The sequence below is a fragment of the Aeromonas sp. ANP5 genome (assembly GCF_963870295.1).
In the GTDB taxonomy this organism is placed as follows: Bacteria; Pseudomonadota; Gammaproteobacteria; order Enterobacterales; family Aeromonadaceae; genus Aeromonas; species Aeromonas veronii.
In genome coordinates, this window is the sequence record NZ_CAWMRY010000002.1 from 66143 (window position 1) to 85912 (window position 19770).

Consider the following 19770-nt stretch of genomic DNA (forward strand, 5'->3'; position numbering starts at 1 on the left):
AAAAGCGGCGCAATTTTAACGTAAAAGGCGGGCGAAAACGACTCGAATGCGGGGTAAATGGGGCAATCGCCTCCCCTCCCCCAGCCACCCGGGTTTTGGGGCATCGGCACGGGCGCGGACTTGCCCATAAAAAACGGCGCCCCTGGGCGCCGCATGGTCTGTTACGTCAGCGGCAGCAGTTCACTGTCGCTGGGATAGTAGCCCTGCTCGGGTTCGATGCCGGGGGGATAGAGCGCCAGCAACTCGGCCACCTTGTTGCGGGTGCCGCCGTTGCGGCTGATGGTGCGCTTGACCAGGATCTCGTCGAGGCGGGCACCGCGATAAAGCTCACGAGTCAGCTCGATATCGTGGTTGCTGATCAGCACCGGCACCCCTTTGTGAGCGGCTGTGTGACGGGCCAGTCGCGCCAGGATCGCCTGATCATCCAGGGTAAACCCACCGGAGGCATAGGTAGTGAAGCTCGCCGTAGTGGAGAGCGGCGCATAGGGTGGATCACAGTAGATAACCCAATCCTCTTCGGCACGCTTGATGGCGTCGGCGTAGCTCTCGCAGATAAAGGTCGCCTTCTGCGCCTTTTCGGCAAAGGCCCACAGCTCTTTTTCCGGGAAATAGGGTTTCTTGTAGGAACCGAACGGCACGTTGAAGCCGCCCTTCTTGTTGTAGCGGCACAGTCCGTTGAAACCGTGACGGTTGAGAAACAGGAACAAGAGTGCCCGCTCGAAGGTGGTCTCGGTCTGATTGAACTGGGTACGCAGCCGGTAATAGGCCGCCTTGTGGTTGTGCTCTGCCACAAACAGCTTGCGCGCCTCGGCAATGAAACTGTCCGGCGTCAGCTTGAGGTGGTTGTACAGGCAGATCAGATCCGGATTGATGTCGTTGAGCACATACGCGTCGTAGTCGGTGTTGAGAAACACAGACCCGGCCCCGACGAAGGGCTCCAGCAACACACGCCCGGCCGGCAGGCGCTCGGCAATCTCTTCAACCAGGGAGTATTTTCCCCCGGCCCATTTTAAAAAAGCGCGTGTTTTTTTCATGGAAATCCGGTGTGTAAGAAGGCAAGACCCAAAAAGGGGGACGATTCTACCCCCTTATCCGGTATCAAGGCTATTGCTTCAGCTCTTTTTGTACCTGTGCAAACGACTTGGGCCAGGGCTGACCTTTCAGCAAGGCTGGCGGAAGCTTGCGAATGGCACTCTTGGCCTGGGTCAGACCGGCATAATCCCCTTGCAGCACCACGTACCAGGGGCTGCCACGGAATTTGGTCTGATAGACCCATACCTTGCCCGCCAGACCATGCTCGGAGACAAACTGATCCACCGCCTTGGTGTTGCTCGCCCCCATCAGCTGAACGCTGTAGTGGTTGCGCGGCTTCTTGTTCAAGGTGGCGACCGGTGTCAGGGCCACTTTGGGTGCTGGCGCAGCAACCGGCTCGTTGCTGGCGGTTTTGGTGGTGGCAGCAGGCGTTGCGGTTGTCGCCGGATTCAGTGCTTTGGAGGTACTGGCTGGCGCCGTGGTTGCGATTGCACCACTGGGGGCTGTGCCACTCGGGTTCTTGCCGGTCAGCTCGTCCACCACGTCAGTAGGCAGTGCTCCGCTCACCTTGGGTTCGGTCATCAGCTTTTGCACGACCTCGTCAGAGATCACCACCCGACGCCCTTCGTAATTGGTTGATTCGGTGGTCACGGTTTCGCTCTCCACCGATTTGGGCAGCACTTTCGCCTCCGGCTGCCAATCTTTCACAACCCCGTTTGGATTGCTGGCTGCATCGCTGTTTTGCGCGCCTTGTGCAGCGGTATCGGTATTCGAACCGCCTGCGGTGAGGGGATCGCCTCCCGTTACCGGGATCGGCAATGCCGTGTTCTGCGCAGGATCCTGCAGTGCCGGTTTGCTTTCATTGTCAAACAGCGCAGGCAGCAGGTAGCTCAGCGCCAGCAGGCCGCCAGCGACCAGCGCGATAGCGGTGGCAATCTTCTTGACAGGCAACTCCGCCTGACGCTTCTTGGGCCTTCTGTCGGTCATGATATCCTCCAGTAACTGCATGATGGTGGACGGATGTCCGTTCGCCGTTTTCAGGATCTCCTCCACTTGCGGCTTGGGCAAGAGGGTCGCCGGGATCTTGAGCTCTTTGGCTTTCTCATACAAGAAGATGCGCTGCTCGGGCGGGCTCAGTGGCGGCACTTCCAGCTCAAGGGCTGGCATGGCACGCCCTTTGAGCTGCGGTCGTTGCGTACGACACCAGACGTCACTGCCCGAGACGATAATGGCCAGCTGATGGGGCGCCGCCAGGGTATCGTTATGACGGATGATCGCCCACAACTCTCCCAGCAATTCGGCTGGCAACTGATCGGCCCGCTCTATCAGCAGCAGCAGGGTGGCAGGCTTGCTCCCCTCCAGCATGCGAAAGAAGCTCTCCGCCAGCGCATCCTGTGGATTGAACAGCGGGCGCGCCACCACCTGTGGCAGCAACAGCTGACGCACATCCACCATCTTCATGGCAGGCGTACCAATCAGGCTTACCACCCGCACTTTTTCCGGCAACACGCCGAGCAGGGATTCGCACAGGGTACCGCGACCACAACCGGGTTTACCGGAGAGAAAAATGAAAGGGTGATTGAATTCAATCAGATGCAGCAGCCGGTCAACCAGCTGCCGCTGGGAAGGAAGTTTTAGCAGTTTATTCGTCACAACCAGACTCGATCACCGCCAGCAACTCAGCATCGGACACATCCCCCACCACCTGCGCATGGCCGATGCCAACCGGCAATACCAGACGCAGCTTGCCTTCCAGCACCTTCTTGTCACGGCGCATATGGCGAATAAAGGCGGCGAAATCCATCTCGGCAGGCGCATGAATTGGCAAATTGGCGGCCAGCAGCAGAGCGCGCACTCGCGCAACGTCCGCTTCGCTCATATCGCCACGGGCCTGCGCAGTCCAGGCTGCCAGCATGGTGCCGGCGGATACTGCTTCACCGTGCAGCCAGTTGCCATACCCCTGCTCGGCCTCGATGGCATGACCAAAGGTGTGACCCAGATTGAGCAGCGCACGGACGCCGTGCTCGGTCTCATCTTGACCGACCACATCGGCTTTGATCTCGCAGCAGCGTTTGATGGCGTAGGCCAGCGCGGCAGGTTCCAGCTGTTGCAGACGCACCATGTTCTGCTCCAGCCAGCTGAAGAAATCAGCATCCCAAATGATGCCGTACTTGATCACCTCGGCCATCCCTGCGGCAAATTCGCGGGCTGGCAAGGTACTCAGACATTCGGTATCGATAACAACTTGTTTGGGCTGATAAAAAGCCCCAATCATGTTCTTGCCGAGGGGGTGGTTGACAGCGGTTTTACCGCCGACAGAGGAGTCAACTTGGGAGAGCAGAGTGGTCGGGATCTGGATAAAAGGAATGCCACGTTGATAGCTTGCTGCCGCAAAGCCCACCAGATCCCCGATCACGCCGCCCCCCAGAGCGATCAGTGTCGTATCGCGCCCATGGTTGGTTTCAAGCAGAGCAGACATGATCTGCTCAAAGGTCGCCAGGCTCTTGTACGCCTCGCCGTCAGGCAGGATCAGGTGTTCAACCTGAAAACCCGACAGCAGAGCGGTTACCCGTTCAAGATAAAGCGGAGCAACGACCGTGTTGGTCACTATCATCACCCGCTTGCCCTTGATGGTCGATACCAGCGCCTCGGGGCGCTGCAACAACCCAGCAGCTATCTCGATGGGATAGCTGCGTTCACCCAGTTCGACCTTCAACCGTTCCATGGACGTCCTCTAGATTACATACCGATCAGCTTTACAATTTGATTGGCAACGATTTTTGCGCTCTGGTCATCGGTGTGCACAACAAAGTCGGCAACCTCTTCATACAGGGCATTGCGCTCTTGTGCCAGACGTTCCAGCACTTCGCGTGCCGGTTCTTCGGTCTGTAGCAGAGGGCGGCGTTTGTCTCGCTGTGTGCGCGCCAGCTGCTTTTCGATAGTGGTTTCGAGGTAGACCACGATGCCACGAGCAGACAACTTGTTGCGGGTTTCGCGACTCTTGATGGCACCGCCACCCGTCGCCAGCACGATACCCTGCTGCTCTGACAATTCGCCGATCACCTTCTCTTCGCGAATCCGGAAACCTTCTTCGCCTTCAACATCGAACACCCAGCCGATATCAGCACCACTGCGGCGCTCAATCTCATGATCTGAGTCGAAAAACTCCATATGCAGTTGTTCTGCCAGATGTCTACCTATGGTGCTCTTGCCCGCACCCATGGGACCTATCAGGAAAATATTGCGTTTCTCAGCCATGTCTTTTCGTTAGTAATTACAAACTGTACGACCCCGATGAATACTGGATCGGGGTACCTATGAACCTTATCTTGCGATGGATCAGGAGGGGGATTATCTCAATAGATATCGGGACTGGCAACCGCAGCCCTTACGCCCCAGCCTCATTGGGGCGTAAGGTTATATGTGTTTTACCTTCACATGTAAAGCATTCAGAAGGCGTCGGTGACTATCTTGGGCGTCACGAAAATCAGCAACTCCCGCTTTTTGTTCTCGCTGGTGGTCTTGCGGAACAGGGCCCCCAATCCGGGGATATCGCCAAGCAGCGGCACCTTGGTCACATCGCTCTTGATGGTCTGCTGATAGATGCCGCCCAGTACCAGGGTCTCGCCATTGTTCACCAACACCTGAGTGGTGATGGACTGGGCGTTGATGGAAACCGCATCACCGGTACCGGTCGGTACCGTTTCACCCTTGGTATCTTGGGTCACGGTCAGGTCGAGAATCACCCGATTATCAGGGGTGATCTGCGGGGTAACCTTCAGGCTCAATACCGCCTTCTTGAAGGTAACCGAGGTAGCGCCACTGGAAGAGGACTCCACATAGGGGATCTCGGTACCCTGCTCTATCAATGCCGGTTTCTGGTTCGCCGTGGTCACGCGCGGACTGGCGATAATCTCGGCCTTGCTCTCTTTTTCCAGCGCCGACAACTCGAGATCCAGCAAGGTGCCATCAGCCAAACGGGCAACCTGGAAGGCCAAAGTACCGGCCGCATTGGTCACCGGCAGGTTGACGTTCAACCGATCGTCTGCTGATGGCCGAGGGCTGGGATTAATTGCAGAACTGCCGTTGTTGTTACCAGAGCCATCATTCCCCTCGATGGAGCCAGACGTACTGTTGCCATGACCATCGTTTTTGGTCACCCCCCACCGCACCCCGAGCGCTTCATCAAAACCGTCATCAATGGTCACCATCCGCGCCTCGATAACCACCTGCTTGACCGGAATATCGAGGATATCAAGCATCCGTTTGATGCTGCTGATGACATCGGCGGTATCCTTGACCACCAGCACGTTGGTTCGCTCGTCCACGCTCACCGCACCACGGGGTGACAGCAACTTGGTACTTTCGGAAGAGAGCAGGGCAGCCACTTCCGAGGCCTTGGCATAGTTTATCTGCAGATATTCGGTATAGAGCGGAGCCAAATCGGCAACCTGATTGCGGCTCTCCAGCTGTTGCTTCTCGCGTGTTGCGATCTCTTCTGCAGGCGCTACCAGCAAGATGTTGTTATCCAACCGCTTATCCAGACCCCGCACCTTCAAAATAATGTCGAGCGCCTGCTCCCACGGCACCCCATCCAGACGCAGGGTAATATTGCCTGATACCGAATCTGTGGTTACCAAGTTAAGGTTGTTGAAATCGGCAATAAGCTGCAATACGGTACGGACTGGAATATCCTGAAAGTTCAATGAGATGGGCTTTCCCTGATACTGCTTGGATGCCGTGGCCGTCGTCCGCTTTTTCACCTCGATAATGAAGAGCTTGTCTGCCTGATCGTAACGGTAATCAAACTGACCATTGATCGACAATTCAAACAGGGTATCGCTGCCCTGCCGGGAGACTTCAACCTGAGAGACCGGCGTTGCAAAATCCTGCACATTGATCAGATTAAGCAAACCATCCGGCACCCGAGTGCCATGAAACTTGGCCAGTACGGTCTGACCGCGGCTGCTCACATCAACAGCGGCCGAGCTGTTATCCAGCGTGACCAGGAACTCCCCCTGGCCATCTTTGCCACGACGAAAATCCACACCGGTAACCGAGTTGAAATAGGCGCCGCCCCCACTGCTTTGATAGTTGTTGAGCACCGGCTTGCTGGCAGGCTGTGTGGCTACCGGCGTTGTCACGGGCACAACAGGCATAGACCGGGCAACGACCTGAGGATTGAGCAGTGCCGAAGGAGAGGGTGTGGCCGCAGAGGGCGCTGGCACAGGAGTAGCCGAGGTTGCGGGTGCAATCAGGGCGCTCTCACCATTGATGAGCCCGGAAGAGGCCCCCTCGCCCAATGACACCAGTAATTTGTTCCCCTGTTGCTGAACCTGATAGGGGGCCAGCTGATCGAGTGCGATCTTGATATCCAGACCTGCGCCCTTACCCTCAACCTTGATATTATCTACCCCCAGGCGCTGGATCGGCAGCGGGTTCACTTTCAGCGCCCCTACCGCACCGGGAACATGTAACAACAACTGATTGGGTTGGTAAGAGAGACGATCGGTAAAGCCCGTGACCGGCTCACTGAAACTGAGCTCCACCAGCAATTGATCGGCAAGCAGCGGATTGACCTTGATCTCCTGCAGGGTTGCCACTGCCCACGCCTGACTGAGGGCGCTGGCGCAAAACAGCAAAGCCACTTTGGATACACTCTCTATTGTTATTCTCATTGCTGTTCGTCCCTGATTATTGTTTTTCTTGCACATTGGCCATTGCCAACTGGGTTTCTCTTGTTACCCAGCACCCCTTCCCGTCCGGAATGGTTTCCAGCAAATCCACGGCAGTGTCAGTGATCTTGATGACCCGGCCCTGATCAAGCCCCATATACTGGTTGAGCCCGACCCGCATCGATTTGCCATCCGGGGTGCTGATCAAGGCCCACAACTGACCCGCCTTACCCAAAGAACCATGCATCGACAGACTGGCCAGCGAATAATTTTCCAGCACCTCTTTCTCACGATCCATCAGGGTCTGTGCACAATCCGGCTGGGCCTTGGCAGTACTTGTACTTCCGACCGTCGCCTCAGGCTGGGGAACCATGAAGGGGCTGCGCAACTCGCGTTGCTGGTAGTGCATAGGGGCAAAAGGCTTCAGCTCGGGCAAGGGCTCGATAGGTATGGGTGGCCTTGCTTTGGTCTGGGCGACATAGCTATCCATGTCCTCCTGACCACCACAGGCCGCCAGCAAGAGGGCAGGCAATAACCAGCAGATGCGTCTCATTGTTTCGGCTCCACTGTTTTACCGTTGTACTTGTAGGTCTTGGCCAGCATCGACATCGAAATCAGCTCCCCTTCATCCTTGCTCTGACCCAGAGTGAAGGAGTCAAGGATGACGATACGGGGCAAAGCGGCCATGTCAGCGGTAAACTTGCCAATTTCATGGTAAGTGCCCACGACTTCGATACGCATCGGTAGCTCTGTCGAAAACTCGTGCTTGACCTCAGGTTCCCAGTTGATCCTGTTCAATTTCAAGCCGTTGTCGGTAGCAATAAAGCTGATATCGTCCAGCAGCCCGGCGACCTCATGGGTATTGGGCAACTGCTTGAGCTGGGTATCAACCAGTTGCTCAAGCTGAACCATTTGCGCCTTGTATGCCCCCAGATTGGCAGCCAGCATCGCCTTGCTTTCAAACTGGGCTTTCAGCTCGGTCTCCTTTCCTGCTTCCTGAGTCAAACTGGCCAGTGAGTTGGCAATCACGTAGTAGTAGATGGCGCCACCGGTCAACACGCAGCAGAAAAAGATGAAGACCCCTTTTGCCCATTTTGGCCAGCTTGCTATGTCATTGATATCCAGCTCGTTGAGTTGCTGAAGATTCATTGTTGCTCCTTGGCCACATTCCCTGCAGCCGCAGCATTGTTGGCGATCAGGAACATCATGGAAAACTGGCTCAATGACACTGGCGCAACATCAGCCGCAAAAATAGTGCTTATTTTTGCCTGACCCAACCAACCGGAACCATCAATCCGCCGCATCATGCTGGCCACCCGACCATAGGCTTCGGTCTTGCCATTTACATCAATAATATTGTTCTGCATCGAGAGGGTGTTGAGGTAAACCCCATTGGGTACCAATGAAGGCAGCTGATTGAAGAGGCGGACGGGCACATTGCGTCGCATCTGCAATTGCTCGATGAGCTGCATCCGATCGATCAGCTCCTTGCGACGCTCTTTGAGCAGACGGATCTCCCCCAGTTGGGCATCCAGAATAGTCATCTCCTGAACCAGCCGCTGGTTGCGCTGCTGCTGGGCGACGATCTGGCGATCAACCAGCCAGTTGGCAAAAAATCCCAGCGCGACCGTGGCCAACACAAAAATCCCCAGCAAGGCCCCGAACTGTTTCTTTTGGCGCTGGGCCCGGGCTTCACGCCAGGGTAGAAGGTTTATATTTGACATGGTGTGAAACTCCTCAGAGCCAACCCGAATGCCGTCATATATTTAGCACCATGTACCAGCTCGGCCTCCCCTTTCGGTTTGCCAAAGAGAGCGAACAGATCCGGATGCAACACCTCGCAATTGACCTCTTCTTTTACCTGTACCAACAAACCGGGTAGCAGACTGCCTCCCCCCGTCAGCACCAGTTTTGCGATGTCGCGATAACCGGATGAACTGCAAAACAGCTGGATATTGCGCCGCACTTGCTGCAGCAGCGAGTTGATGTGGGGCATCAGCACATCCAGCTCATGGTCAACAGGCAAGGTACCTTTGGTTTTAGCCTGCTCAGCCTCATCCAGCGTCATGCCATAAAAGGAGGAGAGCGCCTGGCTGTACTGATCGCCGCCGAAGTTTTGCAAGCGGGAGTAGATCACCTCTCCCTTGACCAGCGCCGCAAAGGTCATGGCACTGGCACCGATATCTATCACCCCGATCGGCCGTTCACTCTCCTGCAATTCGGGCAGACAGGCCACCACGGCACGGCCCAGCGCATGGGCGCCCACATCCACCACCTTGACGGCAATACCGGCTTCGGCAAGGGCGCTGACCCGGCCGTTGACACTCTCGGTGCGGGCTGCGCTCAGCAGCACATCCTGACGATCTTCACTGTTGTTGGTGCTCAGCACCTCAAAATCGAGACTCACTTCATCGAGGGGGAAGGGAATGATCTGCTCGGCCTCCAGTTGCACCTGACTCTCCAGCTCCTTGTCGCTGAGGCGGGCATCAATCTGGATCACCTTGGTAATCACGTTGGAACCGGTCACCGCAGTGGCGGCATAGTCGCTGTGAGTTGGAATAAGACGCTTGAGGGTCTTGAGAGATTGGCTGACGCGCTCGATATCCTGCAATTGATAGTCAACAAGCGTCCCTTTCGGGGTGGCAATATCGGCGACAGATTCGAGATGAAGCTTGCCGGGTCGGCCACTGAGGGTAACGGCCTTGATGGTCTGGCTGCCAAAATCAATGCCCACCAGAGGGAGGAGGGATCCCTTGTTAAAAAGCCCAAACATATACACATCCATGCGTTATTTGGTTTTATTCCTGAACAGAGTGTAGGACACCCGATCAGAGGAGTGCTTCACTCATCCTAAATGCTCTAACTATCAATGTCATAAAGTTTATGCCGAAAAGTGACCCATCTCGCTTTCTTCATGGCAAGTGGCCCTCCTTGGTTATTGCTCCCCGTAGTGCTAACCTCTCGCATCCTTTTGAGGTGGGTGGCTCGCCACAGGAAAACCTCGAATTCCCGATGGCAAAAGGGCTATACTCTGCGCCCGTTGGCTAATTTTAAGACGATTGGTAGTTCTTCCATGCTGAAATGGCTCGTTCGCCTGTTTATTGTCATGATGCTGGGTGCAGTGCTGGGTGTTGCCAGCCTCATCGGTATCTACTTCTATATCAAACCCCAACTGCCCGATGTCACCGCACTGCGTGACGTCAAGCTGGCAACCCCGATGCGAGTTTACAGCCGGGATGGGGAGTTGATCGCCCAATATGGCGAAATTCGTCGCATTCCGCTGCGTCTGGACGAAATTCCGCAACCCATGATCGATGCCGTACTGGCGACCGAAGATGCACGTTTCTATGAGCACCCGGGCATTGACCCGATAGGTATCATTCGAGCTGCATCCGTCTGGGCTGTTTCCGGCCATGCCCGTCAGGGGGCCAGTACCATCACCCAGCAGGTTGCCCGCAACTTCTTCCTGAGCAATGAGAAGACCATCATCCGCAAGATCAAGGAGGTCTTCCTTGCCTGGCGGATCGAGCAGAATCTCTCAAAAGACGAGATCCTCGAACTCTACCTCAACAAAATCCCCCTCGGTTATCGCTCCTTCGGGATCGGTGCTGCGGCACAGGTTTACTTTGGTAAAGAGGTCAAGGATCTGGGACTGGACGAGATCGCCATCATTGCCGGTCTGCCGAAAGCCCCCTCCATGCTCAACCCCATCCGCTCCCCCGAACGCGCCTTTGCTCGCCGCAACGTGGTGCTGGGCCGGATGCTGGAAACCGGCAAGATCACTCAGGCCCAGTTTGACGAAGCGTCCAAGATGCCGATCAAGGCCCGTTTTCACGGCGCCGAAGTGACCCTGCACGCCCCCTATCTTGGTGAAATGGTGCGCCAGAAGATGGTCGAGCAGTTCGGTGAAGATGCTTACACCATGGGCCTACACGTCTACACTACCGTCTCTGCCGAACGTCAGCGGGCAGCCAGACAGGCGCTGCTGGATGGCGTTTTTGCCTATGATATGCGCCACGGCTATCGCGGCCCGACGGCTCAGTTGTGGAAGGCTGGCGAGACAGCCTGGGATTACGAGCAGATCGTCGCTCACCTTGGCAAGCAGCCCACTTATGATCCGCTGATGGCGGCAGTCGTGACCAAGCTCGGTGATCGCAGCGCCACGCTGGTACTGAAGAATGGCAAGGAAGCAGAGCTCGGCTGGAATGGCATCAAATGGGCTCGCTCCTTTATTACCGACGACCGTCAGAGCTATGCCCCGAAATCGGCGCGCGATGTGCTGAAAGTCGGCGCCCAGATCTGGGTGCGGGAAGAGGGCGAAGAGTTGCTGCTGGCCCAAATCCCGGACGTCAACGCCGCGCTGGTTGCCATGAACCCGAAAAATGGCGCGCTGGAAGCAGTGGTTGGCGGCTTCAGCTTCGAACTCTCCAAATTCAACCGGGTCGATCAGGCGCGTCGCCAGATCGGTTCCAATATCAAGCCCTTCCTCTATGCGACCGCGCTGGAGCATGGCTATACCCTGGCGTCGCTCATCAACGATGCGCCGATCAACCAGTGGGATCCGTCAAAAGGGCCCATGTGGCAGCCCAAGAACTCCCCGGCCGTTTATGATGGCCCCACCCCGCTGCGTCTGGGTCTGGCCAAGTCCAAGAACGTGATGTCGGTTCGACTGATGCGCGCCATCGGTCTGGATACCTATATCGACGGTCTGACCCGCTTTGGCTTCCCCCGCGACTTCATCTCTCCCCATGAGTCGCTGGCACTGGGCGCTGCCGAATTCACTCCCCTCGAGGTAGTGCGTGGTTACTCGGTACTGGCCAACGGTGGCTTCCTGGTGACCCCATACTTCATCGACAAAGTGACCGACAGTCTGGAGAACACCCTCTATCAGGCCAATCCTGCTATTGCTTGCACCACCTGCGAACAGCAGGCCGCCCCCGAGCAGAGCACACTGCCGGAGCCAACTGTTGATGGAGCCGCACAAGATGGCACGCAGCCCCCTCTCGCGCCAACCATCGCCCCGCATACCATCAGTGCCCAGAGTGCATTCCTGATCACCGACACCCTGAGCACAGCCATCTGGGGTGGCAACGGCTGGCGTGGTACCGGCTGGCGTGCAGCCCGCGACCTGAAACGTCACGACATCTCCGGTAAAACCGGTACCACCAACGAATCGCGGGATGCCTGGTTCTCCGGCTACACCCCGGACATCGTTGCTACCTCATGGATCGGTTTTGACAACCACCAGCGTGGCCTTGGCCGTGCCGAGTTTGGCGGTGGCGCCGCACAGCCTATCTGGATCGACTTCATGAAAGTCGCCCTCAAAAAGCTGCCGGAGCACAAGATGCCGGTTCCCGAGGGGATCATGACAGTGAAGATTGATAGCGAAACCGGCCTGCTGGCGACCAGTGGCGGCACCGACGAATACTTCAAGGAAGGGACCGAACCGACCCGCTATGCAGCACCGAGCTCGGATGGCAATCAGGTCTACGGTGGTGACAACCCCGATGTGGAAGGGCCTGTCTCAACCGACGATATCTTCTAAGCTGCTCTCGCGGCAGAAGCAAAACCGGCAGCCTTGGCTGCCGGTTTTTTTATTGGGCCAACTGCTTGCCCATCAGCGTAGCGATCGAGGCGGCCAGCTCGTTGAAACAGGGGCGACGCACCGAGTAGTGGCGATAGAGCAGCGAGATGGTACGCCCCGGCACAGGGTCAACCACGGGCCGATAGCTCACCCCTCCCTCATCATGATCGGCAGGTACGGCCAGCTTTGGCACCAGGGTCATGCCGCTACCGGCGGCCACCATGTTGCGCAGGGTCTCGAGACTAGTTCCCTTGAAGCGTTGATCCTCACCAATCCCGCCGGCAAAACAGAATCCCATCGCCTGATCCCGCAAACAGTGGCCATCGGCCAGCATCAGCAATTTCTTGCCCTTGAGATTGCCGAGTGGCACCTGCCTGGCCTGTGCTTCGGGGTGATGGCAAGGCACCGCCAGCCACATCGGCTCATGATAGAGCTGGATTGAACCAAACCCCTCCATCCCCGGCATCTCGGCCAGAATGACGCAATCCAGCTCCCCCTCTTCCAGCCGTTTGAGCAGGGTTTGAGTCTGCTCCTCGTAGAGGTAGAACTCCAGCTGGGGAAAACGCTCACGCAGGGTCTGGATAATGCGGGGCAACAGGTAGGGGCCCACGGTCGGAATAAAACCGATATGGATCTCCCCGGACATCGGCTCGGAGAAATGCTGACCGATGCTCTTGAGCTCGCGCACCTCCTTGAGCACCCGACGCGCCTGATGGGCCATGGCATCGCCAGCCGGAGTAAACAGCACCTTGCGCGAGGTACGTTCGATCAGAATGACCCCGAGTTCATCCTCCAGCTTGCGCAGCTGGCCGCTCAGGGTGGGTTGACTGACAAAGCAGCGTTCAGCGGCTTTGCGAAAATGTTTTTCCTCATCCAGCGCCACCAGATATTCGAGATCGCGAAGATTCATACAGCAAGAGTCCTGCCTGGAAAATGGGCCATCAGCATGCACAATATCGTCCGGCTGGACAAGTCATCCGCTCGCGGTGAACCTCTCTGGCTACCGCTCCAAAACAGAAAAGCCCGATCACCTTGCGGTAATCGGGCTGTTTGACTCGCCGAGGGATTACACCCTGAAACGGCGCACCATATCCTGCAGCTGGGTAGCCAGATGGTTCAGCTCGTTGCACGCCTGAGCCATCTGGGTGGCACCGGCGGCCACCTCTTCGGAAGCATGGCTGATATTGACCACGTTACGGTTGAGCTCCTCGCTCACCGCCCCCTGCTCTTCGGTGGCTGTCGCAATCTGGATGTTCATGTGGGAGATGCTGCTGACCGAGCCACTGATCTGGGAGATGGACTCGCCCGCTTCCCGTGCGGTAGCAACCGTGGTGTTCATCAGCTCCTGACTCTGTTGCATGGTACTGCCGGCCTGTTCGGCACGCTGCTGCAACTCGGCAATGATGGTATTGATCTGGGAGGTAGAGTCCTGAGTGCGCTTGGCCAGAGTACGCACTTCATCGGCCACCACCGCAAACCCCCGTCCCTGCTCACCGGCACGGGCCGCTTCAATGGCGGCGTTCAATGCCAGCAGGTTGGTCTGTTCGGCAATGCCGCGGATCACCTCCAGCACCATACCGATATTGCGGCTGTCATCGCCCAGTTGGCGGATCACCACCGCGGTACTCTCGATGGCACCGGCGACCCGTTCGATGCGCAGAATGGAGTCATTCACCGTTTGCGCACCAAGTTCGGCCGTCTCACTGGCCGAGGTGGCGGCACTGGCCGCATCGCTGGTGTTGCGAGAGACCTCCTGCACCGTAGCCTGCATCTCGTTCATCGCCGTTGCCAGCTGATTCAACTCATGTTGCTGGGAGTTCATATTGTCTGCCGACTGCCTTGCTACGGCACTGATCTCTTCTACCGCAGAGCTCATCTGTACAACAGAACCGGATACCTCCCCAACCAGTTTGCGCAAATTTTCTTGCATCTGCGCAAAGCCTTTCGCCAGTTGTCCTAATTCATCCTGATTGAACGCGTTCAACTCCACACGATGAGTCAAATCACCAGCCGCGACGCTACCAACAAGTTCCAGCAAGCGATTAACGGGTCGTTTGATTTGCTGACTCAAATACCATGCAATCAACACCACGAAAATGAGAGTCGCTGCGCCAGTCAAGATACTGAGGAATTTGGAGCTGGTGTATGCCTCTTCCCCTTGGGCATCCATCTCCTTGCCAATACGCTCATTTATCTCACGCAAATCCATCGTTAATTTTGTTGCTTGCTCCAGCGTGGTTCTGAGATTCCCTTGCAAAATCTCTCTTGTCTTGTCACTACTCTGTTTCACCGCCTGATATAGCGGGTCATGCGCTGTAAAAAAGGCATTTCCGGCAGTCTTCAACGCGTTAAAGGTTTGCTCTTCATCAGCAGCATTAAAAGCCAATCCGCCGTAATTAGCCGCAGCCTGCTCAAAACGTGCCTTTGAATCCATCACACCTTGTTGGGTTCGTTCAATATCCGCACTGTCGTTGTAGCCCATCGCGATCACCATAGATAATTGGAAACGCCGAGCATCAAGCAGTGCGATATGCATCTGACTTGCATAGCGAACAGAAGGGATAAGGTTCTCTGCCAATACAGTGTTTTGTTGATTGAGATACGACAGTCGTGAGACGCCATACCCGGCAAGCAGGCATACGCAAAGTGCCAGCACCGCAAAGCCAGTACTCAACTTCTGGCCTATGGACATATTCTGGAGCATAGATTCATCCTTAACTGCGTGTCATCGTTTAATGTCGGTTTTGATAGGAGCTATGTGTTCATGTTTTTGTAATTGAGCATAGCCGTAGAGCTGTGCTTTTGTAGTTTGCATAAGCACCATATATCGCTATCGACACGCAGAGAGGGCCACTTTAACTACCGCAGACTATTAACGGTTTACTCTATTGCACGCAACAGTCGTGGGATCAGCAACTCCGGCTCCCCCAGATACTGGTTGATCTCTATCCTTTCGAGTTTCCCCTCTCGCTCTATACCCAAAGTAGGATAACCCTGACCGCCCAGCCGTTTCATCCAGCCCTGGCTATCTGCCAGATGTTGCAGCAAGGGGGCCTGCAGATAGGATTGCTGGAATGCTTCGGCTGCAATCCCCTGCTCTGCCGCCAGCGTGGCGAGAAATGCCGGCTCACCAATCCAGATCCCGTCCCGATAGTGGGATTGCTGGATCCGGTGCAACATGACCAGCCCATCGCCCCCCAAGGCCGTGACGGCCAAAACCGCACGGATCGGCGGCTCGGAGTCCAGCAGACACCCTTCGCGCAGCAGCAGTTCGTTAAAGTAGCGTTCGCCAAAATGCTGGCCGGTCAGCGCTTCGATCCGCTGATCATGGGGGCGCACATAATCACGCAATGCCTCGCCCATCGGCTGACGGCGACTACCCAGCCAGAGACCGCCCGCATGCAGCTCGATCTTGAGTCCGGCCATGGTGGCTGCCGCCTGCAACAGGGGGGCGGCACCGTAGCACCAGCCACAGAGCGGGTCATAGACATAATGGAGGGTGGTTTGTTGTTCGCTCATCTTCATTCTCATTTCGATCTCGGATAAAAAACCGGGCCCTTAGGCCCGGTAAAAAAACACAGGGAAAGCAGGCTCAGTGGCTTACCACTTCATCTCGCCGGTATTGACCTTGGCACCGATGGCCAGACCATCGTCAACCGGCAGTGCCGGATAGGCCTTCTTCAGAGCCTCAATCAGCTCACCGGAGTTTTTCGCCTTGGCCAGCTCCTGTTCGAAACGCTCTACATAGTCACGGGTAAAGCTCACAGCGGCAGTGCCTTTGGGAGCAGTGCCCAAGAAGTGGCCCGGTACCACACGCTCGGGTTTCAGGGCCAGCAGGTTATCCAGCGCCTTGACCCAGTTACTGCGGGCCGCCTTGGTCTGGCTGTCGGCCATCCAGACATGCACCCCGTGGTAAACCGGCACACCACCAAAAGCAGTCTTGATGGAAGGGGCCCAGAGGTAGGCATTCGGGGTATTCATCTCTTTGATTTCAATCTTCTCGCCATCCAGCGTCAGGTGGCTTGCGGTCATCACTTGCGGCACGGTCAAGCTCTTCGGTGCCCCCTTGCCGAGGATCGGGCTCCAGTAGCTCAGCTTGGCATCCTTGGTCTGGTTGATATGGTCAACCACGTGCTGATCGGCCAGCACTTTGACATCCGGGAACGCCGCCATGACAGGCTCCAGACCGAAGTAGAAGTCGGGGTCACCGGCACTGATATAGACAGTGGTCAGCTTCTTGCCGCTCTTCTTGATCATGTCGACCAGCGCCTGACCATTTTGCACGTCGAATTGGGCATCGATCAGGATGGCCTCTTTGTCACCGGTCACCAGTGAGGAGGAGACCGGGAAGATCGCCTTCTCGCCAGGGTTGTAGACGGTCACGCTCAGGGGGGCGGCCAGTGCGGCGCCACTCAGCAGGGTGGTAGCCAGAGTCAGGTTGCGGATCAGGGTGTTGTTCATCATCTATTCCTCATTAAGTATTCGGGGGTTCATTTGATGGACACAGTGTATTGGATCACTTAAGGTGCAAATACAGCATAAAAAGCGCATCACTGTTGCACATATCGAACATATAGAGAGCCATACATGGATCGACTGACCGCATTGCGGGTCTTTGTCAGCGTAGTCGAACAAGGGAGCCTGAGCGGCGCCGGAGAGAAACTGGATATGTCGCGCGCCATGGTGTCGCGCTATCTGGCCGAGCTGGAGAGCTGGATGGGCGCCCGCCTGCTGCACCGCACCACCCGTCGTTTGAGCCTGACAGGGCCAGGAGAGGAGGCGCTGAACCGGGCCCGTGCCATGCTGGCGCTCGGCGAAGAGATGGAGCAGCTCGCCGTGAAGGGGGATGACGCCCCCAAGGGGCAACTGCGGATCACCAGCAGCTACTCCCTGTCAGAAGCACTGCTGGTCGGGGCGGCCAACGACTATCTGGCGCAATACCCGGGGACGGCCATCGACATTCTGCTGCTCGACAGAACCGTCAATCTGGTGGAGGAGCGGATCGATCTGGCGGTGCGCATCACCAACGACCTCGACCCCAATCTGGTGGCGCGCCGTCTCGGCACCTGCCACTCGGTAGTCTGTGCCAGCCCGGCCTATCTGGCCCGTCATCCGATGCCACACAAGGTGCAGGATTTGGCGCTGCACAACTGCCTCACCTACACCTACTTCGGCAAGAGCCTGTGGGAGTTCAATGGACCGGACGGTCCCGAGTCAGTGCCGGTCAGTGGTAACCTGAGCGCCAATATCTCCAACCTGCTGCTGGAAGCAACGCTGGAAGGCGCAGGGATCAGCCTGCAACCCCGCTACTCGGCCCAGCCCTATCTGGAGCGCGGGGAACTGGTGCCCCTGCTGACCGACTGGCAGCCCAAGCGCCTCGGGGTATACGGGGTGTATGCCACCCGCAAGCAGATGTCGCCGCTACTGCGCAGCTTCCTCGATTTTCTGCTAGCCCGCATGGCGGCGGATCCCATCTGGCAGGAGTAAGCACTCCGCACACCCAAACATAACGAAGGGGCCGCTGCGGGCCCCTTCTTCACTCTGATCCCTTGATTAGGCTTCAAATCCGAACGGTTCTGAGTGCGGCGCTTCCGGCTGCGCACTCTCGTCCAGGAAAATATCCCGATAAGCCACATAGATGGAGTAGTTGAGCGCCGGGATCACCACCAGCAGACCTACCAGCAACAGCACAGCGCCAAACAGCAACAAAATGGCTGAGAGCAGCCCCCACCAGAAGAAGGGCCACATATTGCGCCAGCAGCCGAAGAAGCTCAGCCGTACCGCCTGGATGATGCCGATATCGTGGTGGTAGATCAGCGCAGGAGCAAAGGTGACCCCCATCAGCACGGGAATGATGAGCAGCATACCCACCAGCAACACCAGCAGCAGCTGTTGCAACTGGCTGGCTGAGACCACCATGCTCTCGGGATCCTGCGTCAGCAGCGGGAGCAGCCCCCACATGGAGAGCAGACCGAGACAGACGAGGCCAACCAGGCTAAACAGCAGCAACACCAGCAGACCGCCGAGCATCAGCGGGGTCAACTTGTGGCGAAAACCGGCGAAGAGATCGGCAAACTGCAGCGGCTCCCCCCGATAACCCCGAGCGGCGACCGCCACCCAACCCGCGCCCCACACCATGTAGAGCAGTTGGGAGATAAGGCCACCCGCCGGCAGTTGCTCCAGCAGCATGCCCACCATAAACCAGACCAGCACCATGGCCACGCTGATCCCCATCCCCTTGTTGAAGATATCGAACCCGCTGCGAACCCAGAGCCAGCCACGACCTGTCGTGTACCGGGCCGGAGTGGTGCGCAAAGGGGGTAATCCGTTCATATCGTCTCCTCGGAGTGTCGGTGGCATCAGTGCCGGAAGCCGATTCTAGAGCCAGGGCGGGGGGCGACTCAATGGCGAAGCGGCCCGACCACGACATAAAACCTGACGCAGCTATGCACAAAAGGGGCGTCAGCCACGCCCCGCCTCTGGCTGCCCCGACTATAACGAGGCACAATCTGCCCCCTTCCCCAGCCGCGCCTGTCGTGGCCAGCGTGCCGTGATCACCCTCTAGTGATCGACGAATGCCGGACAGGGGGTTGTCATCCCGCCATCCCGGGCGTTTTAACATCGAGTGGTATCGTCATGAGAGTTGTGTATTGTCTGTTGTTGTTACTGGCCAGCCAGTCAGCCCTGGCCGAGGGTTTTATCAGTCGCCTGCTCAACCATCCGGTGCCGGGTGGCGTTGCGGTGATCCCTCTTGGCGCATCTGCCACTGCCCCCACGGCCCGCTTTCATGACAAACCCGTGCTGGTAGTGCGCGAAGACAACCAGTGGATCGCCATCGTCGGCATCTCTCTGAAAAGCACGCCCGGCGCCCAGCAACTGACTACCGGTGATGGCCGCACTCTCGGCTTCACCGTGACCCCCAAGCACTACCGCGAGCAGCACATCAAGCTTAAGAACAGCCGTCAGGTCAATCCGCTCGCCGAGGATATGACACGTATCAACCGCGAGCTGGCGGAGCAGACCCGGGCTTACCAGACCTTCAGCCCCAACCAGCCGAGCAACCTGCTGTTCGACAAGCCGGTCAACGGCCCCCTCTCCAGCCCGTTTGGCCTGCGTCGTTTCTTCAATGGCGAGGAGCGCAATCCCCACTCCGGCCTCGACTTCGCAGTGGGTGCCGGTACCCCGATCAAGTCCCCCGCCGCAGGCAAGGTGATCCTGATCGGCAACTACTTCTTCAATGGCAATACCGTCTTTGTCGACCACGGTCAGGGGCTCATCAGCATGTTCTGCCACATGTCGAAGATCGATGTGAAGCTCGGCCAGAGCCTGCCGCGTGGCGGCATCGTCGGGCGAGTCGGTTCGACCGGCCGCGCTACCGGCCCCCATATGCACTGGAACGTCAGCCTCAACGACACCCGGGTCGATCCCGCCATCTTTATCGGCGCCTTCAAGCCCTGAATCGGCAGAGCCCGTTAACAA

At 57.3% G+C, this 19770-nt stretch carries 17 protein-coding genes; 3 read left to right on the forward strand and 14 right to left on the reverse strand.

The features are described 5' to 3' along the window. Nucleotides 1-161: 161 nt before the first annotated feature. The 9 genes from AACT07_RS01555 to tapM form a co-directional block, all read right to left on the reverse strand. A complete protein-coding gene (locus AACT07_RS01555) occupies nucleotides 162-1034 on the reverse strand; it encodes a Dam family site-specific DNA-(adenine-N6)-methyltransferase (protein ID WP_005335008.1) in 873 nt (290 codons plus the stop codon). A gap of 70 nt (nucleotides 1035-1104) precedes the next feature. Beyond that, nucleotides 1105-2685 carry an SPOR domain-containing protein gene (locus AACT07_RS01560; protein ID WP_069526394.1) on the reverse strand — a complete coding sequence of 527 codons (1581 nt, stop codon included), beginning with the start codon at nucleotides 2683-2685 and terminating at the stop codon, nucleotides 1105-1107. Beyond that, entirely contained in the window at nucleotides 2675-3757 is a 1083-nt protein-coding gene (gene aroB / locus AACT07_RS01565) for a 3-dehydroquinate synthase (protein WP_069526395.1), read from the reverse strand. Before aroB ends, AACT07_RS01560 begins: the two co-directional genes overlap by 11 nt. A 14-nt stretch (nucleotides 3758-3771) precedes the next feature. After that, nucleotides 3772-4290: a shikimate kinase AroK gene (gene aroK / locus AACT07_RS01570; protein WP_005335014.1), complete on the reverse strand. Its 519-nt coding sequence runs from the start codon at nucleotides 4288-4290 to the stop codon at nucleotides 3772-3774. A 191-nt stretch (nucleotides 4291-4481) separates the two neighbouring features. Next, nucleotides 4482-6710 carry a type IV pilus secretin PilQ gene (locus AACT07_RS01575; RefSeq protein WP_069526396.1) on the reverse strand — a complete coding sequence of 743 codons (2229 nt, stop codon included), beginning with the start codon at nucleotides 6708-6710 and terminating at the stop codon, nucleotides 4482-4484. Nucleotides 6711-6726: 16 nt separating this feature from the next. Then, nucleotides 6727-7260 (reverse strand): pilus assembly protein PilP, encoded by a 534-nt coding sequence (locus AACT07_RS01580; protein WP_005335020.1) that lies wholly within the window; start codon nucleotides 7258-7260, stop codon nucleotides 6727-6729. Next, nucleotides 7257-7856, reverse strand: a complete 600-nt coding sequence (tapO, locus tag AACT07_RS01585) for a PilO family type IV pilus biogenesis protein TapO (protein WP_069526397.1) — start codon at nucleotides 7854-7856, stop codon at nucleotides 7257-7259. The genes AACT07_RS01580 and tapO overlap by 4 nt, the downstream gene beginning before the upstream one ends. Further along, on the reverse strand, nucleotides 7853-8431 hold the full coding sequence (gene tapN / locus AACT07_RS01590) for a PilN family type IV pilus biogenesis protein TapN (protein WP_005353997.1): 579 nt from the start codon (nucleotides 8429-8431) through the stop codon (nucleotides 7853-7855). The genes tapO and tapN overlap by 4 nt, the downstream gene beginning before the upstream one ends. After that, a complete protein-coding gene (tapM, locus tag AACT07_RS01595) occupies nucleotides 8419-9480 on the reverse strand; it encodes a PilM family type IVa pilus assembly protein TapM (RefSeq protein ID WP_040066887.1) in 1062 nt (353 codons plus the stop codon). Before tapM ends, tapN begins: the two co-directional genes overlap by 13 nt. Before the next feature lie 300 nt (nucleotides 9481-9780). On the opposite strand from tapM, the gene AACT07_RS01600 reads away from it, so the two are divergent. Continuing rightward, entirely contained in the window at nucleotides 9781-12252 is a 2472-nt protein-coding gene (locus tag AACT07_RS01600) for a penicillin-binding protein 1A (RefSeq protein ID WP_069526398.1), read from the forward strand. A 49-nt stretch (nucleotides 12253-12301) separates the two neighbouring features. Here the strand turns inward: AACT07_RS01600 and oxyR are convergent, their stop codons facing one another. The 4 genes from oxyR to AACT07_RS01620 form a co-directional block, all read right to left on the reverse strand. Then, a complete protein-coding gene (gene oxyR / locus AACT07_RS01605; protein WP_069526399.1) occupies nucleotides 12302-13201 on the reverse strand; it encodes a DNA-binding transcriptional regulator OxyR in 900 nt (299 codons plus the stop codon). 156 nt (nucleotides 13202-13357) lie between these two features. Beyond that, nucleotides 13358-14995, reverse strand: a complete 1638-nt coding sequence (locus AACT07_RS01610) for a methyl-accepting chemotaxis protein (RefSeq protein ID WP_069526400.1) — start codon at nucleotides 14993-14995, stop codon at nucleotides 13358-13360. A gap of 176 nt (nucleotides 14996-15171) precedes the next feature. Next, nucleotides 15172-15816 carry a DsbA family protein gene (locus tag AACT07_RS01615; protein ID WP_069526401.1) on the reverse strand — a complete coding sequence of 215 codons (645 nt, stop codon included), beginning with the start codon at nucleotides 15814-15816 and terminating at the stop codon, nucleotides 15172-15174. Between the two features lie 75 nt (nucleotides 15817-15891). Then, entirely contained in the window at nucleotides 15892-16752 is an 861-nt protein-coding gene (locus AACT07_RS01620; protein WP_058055949.1) for a Vmh family MBL fold metallo-hydrolase, read from the reverse strand. A 126-nt stretch (nucleotides 16753-16878) separates the two neighbouring features. On the opposite strand from AACT07_RS01620, the gene AACT07_RS01625 reads away from it, so the two are divergent. Beyond that, entirely contained in the window at nucleotides 16879-17778 is a 900-nt protein-coding gene (locus AACT07_RS01625; protein ID WP_005335037.1) for a LysR family transcriptional regulator, read from the forward strand. Between the two features lie 66 nt (nucleotides 17779-17844). On the opposite strand, the gene AACT07_RS01630 is transcribed toward AACT07_RS01625, so the two are convergent. After that, nucleotides 17845-18624: a BPSS1780 family membrane protein gene (locus AACT07_RS01630; RefSeq protein ID WP_021229782.1), complete on the reverse strand. Its 780-nt coding sequence runs from the start codon at nucleotides 18622-18624 to the stop codon at nucleotides 17845-17847. 303 nt (nucleotides 18625-18927) lie between these two features. On the opposite strand from AACT07_RS01630, the gene AACT07_RS01635 reads away from it, so the two are divergent. Continuing rightward, the gene (locus AACT07_RS01635; RefSeq protein WP_069526402.1) at nucleotides 18928-19749 is read left to right on the forward strand and encodes a peptidoglycan DD-metalloendopeptidase family protein; all 822 of its coding nucleotides are present in this window, start codon (nucleotides 18928-18930) and stop codon (nucleotides 19747-19749) included. Nucleotides 19750-19770: the final 21 nt, after the last annotated feature.

What these genes read in the sequence shown, in the direction of transcription:
- AACT07_RS01555 (WP_005335008.1), bottom strand. Translation starts at nt 1,034, where the DNA reads ATGAAAAAAACACGCGCTTTTTTAAAATGGGCCGGGGGAAAATACTCC.
- aroB (WP_069526395.1), bottom strand. Translation starts at nt 3,757, where the DNA reads ATGGAACGGTTGAAGGTCGAACTGGGTGAACGCAGCTATCCCATCGAG.
- aroK (WP_005335014.1), bottom strand. Translation starts at nt 4,290, where the DNA reads ATGGCTGAGAAACGCAATATTTTCCTGATAGGTCCCATGGGTGCGGGC.
- AACT07_RS01575 (WP_069526396.1), bottom strand. Translation starts at nt 6,710, where the DNA reads ATGAGAATAACAATAGAGAGTGTATCCAAAGTGGCTTTGCTGTTTTGC.
- AACT07_RS01580 (WP_005335020.1), bottom strand. Translation starts at nt 7,260, where the DNA reads ATGAGACGCATCTGCTGGTTATTGCCTGCCCTCTTGCTGGCGGCCTGT.
- tapO (WP_069526397.1), bottom strand. Translation starts at nt 7,856, where the DNA reads ATGAATCTTCAGCAACTCAACGAGCTGGATATCAATGACATAGCAAGC.
- tapN (WP_005353997.1), bottom strand. Translation starts at nt 8,431, where the DNA reads ATGTCAAATATAAACCTTCTACCCTGGCGTGAAGCCCGGGCCCAGCGC.
- tapM (WP_040066887.1), bottom strand. Translation starts at nt 9,480, where the DNA reads ATGTTTGGGCTTTTTAACAAGGGATCCCTCCTCCCTCTGGTGGGCATT.
- AACT07_RS01600 (WP_069526398.1), top strand. Translation starts at nt 9,781, where the DNA reads ATGCTGAAATGGCTCGTTCGCCTGTTTATTGTCATGATGCTGGGTGCA.
- oxyR (WP_069526399.1), bottom strand. Translation starts at nt 13,201, where the DNA reads ATGAATCTTCGCGATCTCGAATATCTGGTGGCGCTGGATGAGGAAAAA.
- AACT07_RS01610 (WP_069526400.1), bottom strand. Translation starts at nt 14,995, where the DNA reads ATGCTCCAGAATATGTCCATAGGCCAGAAGTTGAGTACTGGCTTTGCG.
- AACT07_RS01615 (WP_069526401.1), bottom strand. Translation starts at nt 15,816, where the DNA reads ATGAAGATGAGCGAACAACAAACCACCCTCCATTATGTCTATGACCCG.
- AACT07_RS01620 (WP_058055949.1), bottom strand. Translation starts at nt 16,752, where the DNA reads ATGAACAACACCCTGATCCGCAACCTGACTCTGGCTACCACCCTGCTG.
- AACT07_RS01625 (WP_005335037.1), top strand. Translation starts at nt 16,879, where the DNA reads ATGGATCGACTGACCGCATTGCGGGTCTTTGTCAGCGTAGTCGAACAA.
- AACT07_RS01630 (WP_021229782.1), bottom strand. Translation starts at nt 18,624, where the DNA reads ATGAACGGATTACCCCCTTTGCGCACCACTCCGGCCCGGTACACGACA.
- AACT07_RS01635 (WP_069526402.1), top strand. Translation starts at nt 18,928, where the DNA reads ATGAGAGTTGTGTATTGTCTGTTGTTGTTACTGGCCAGCCAGTCAGCC.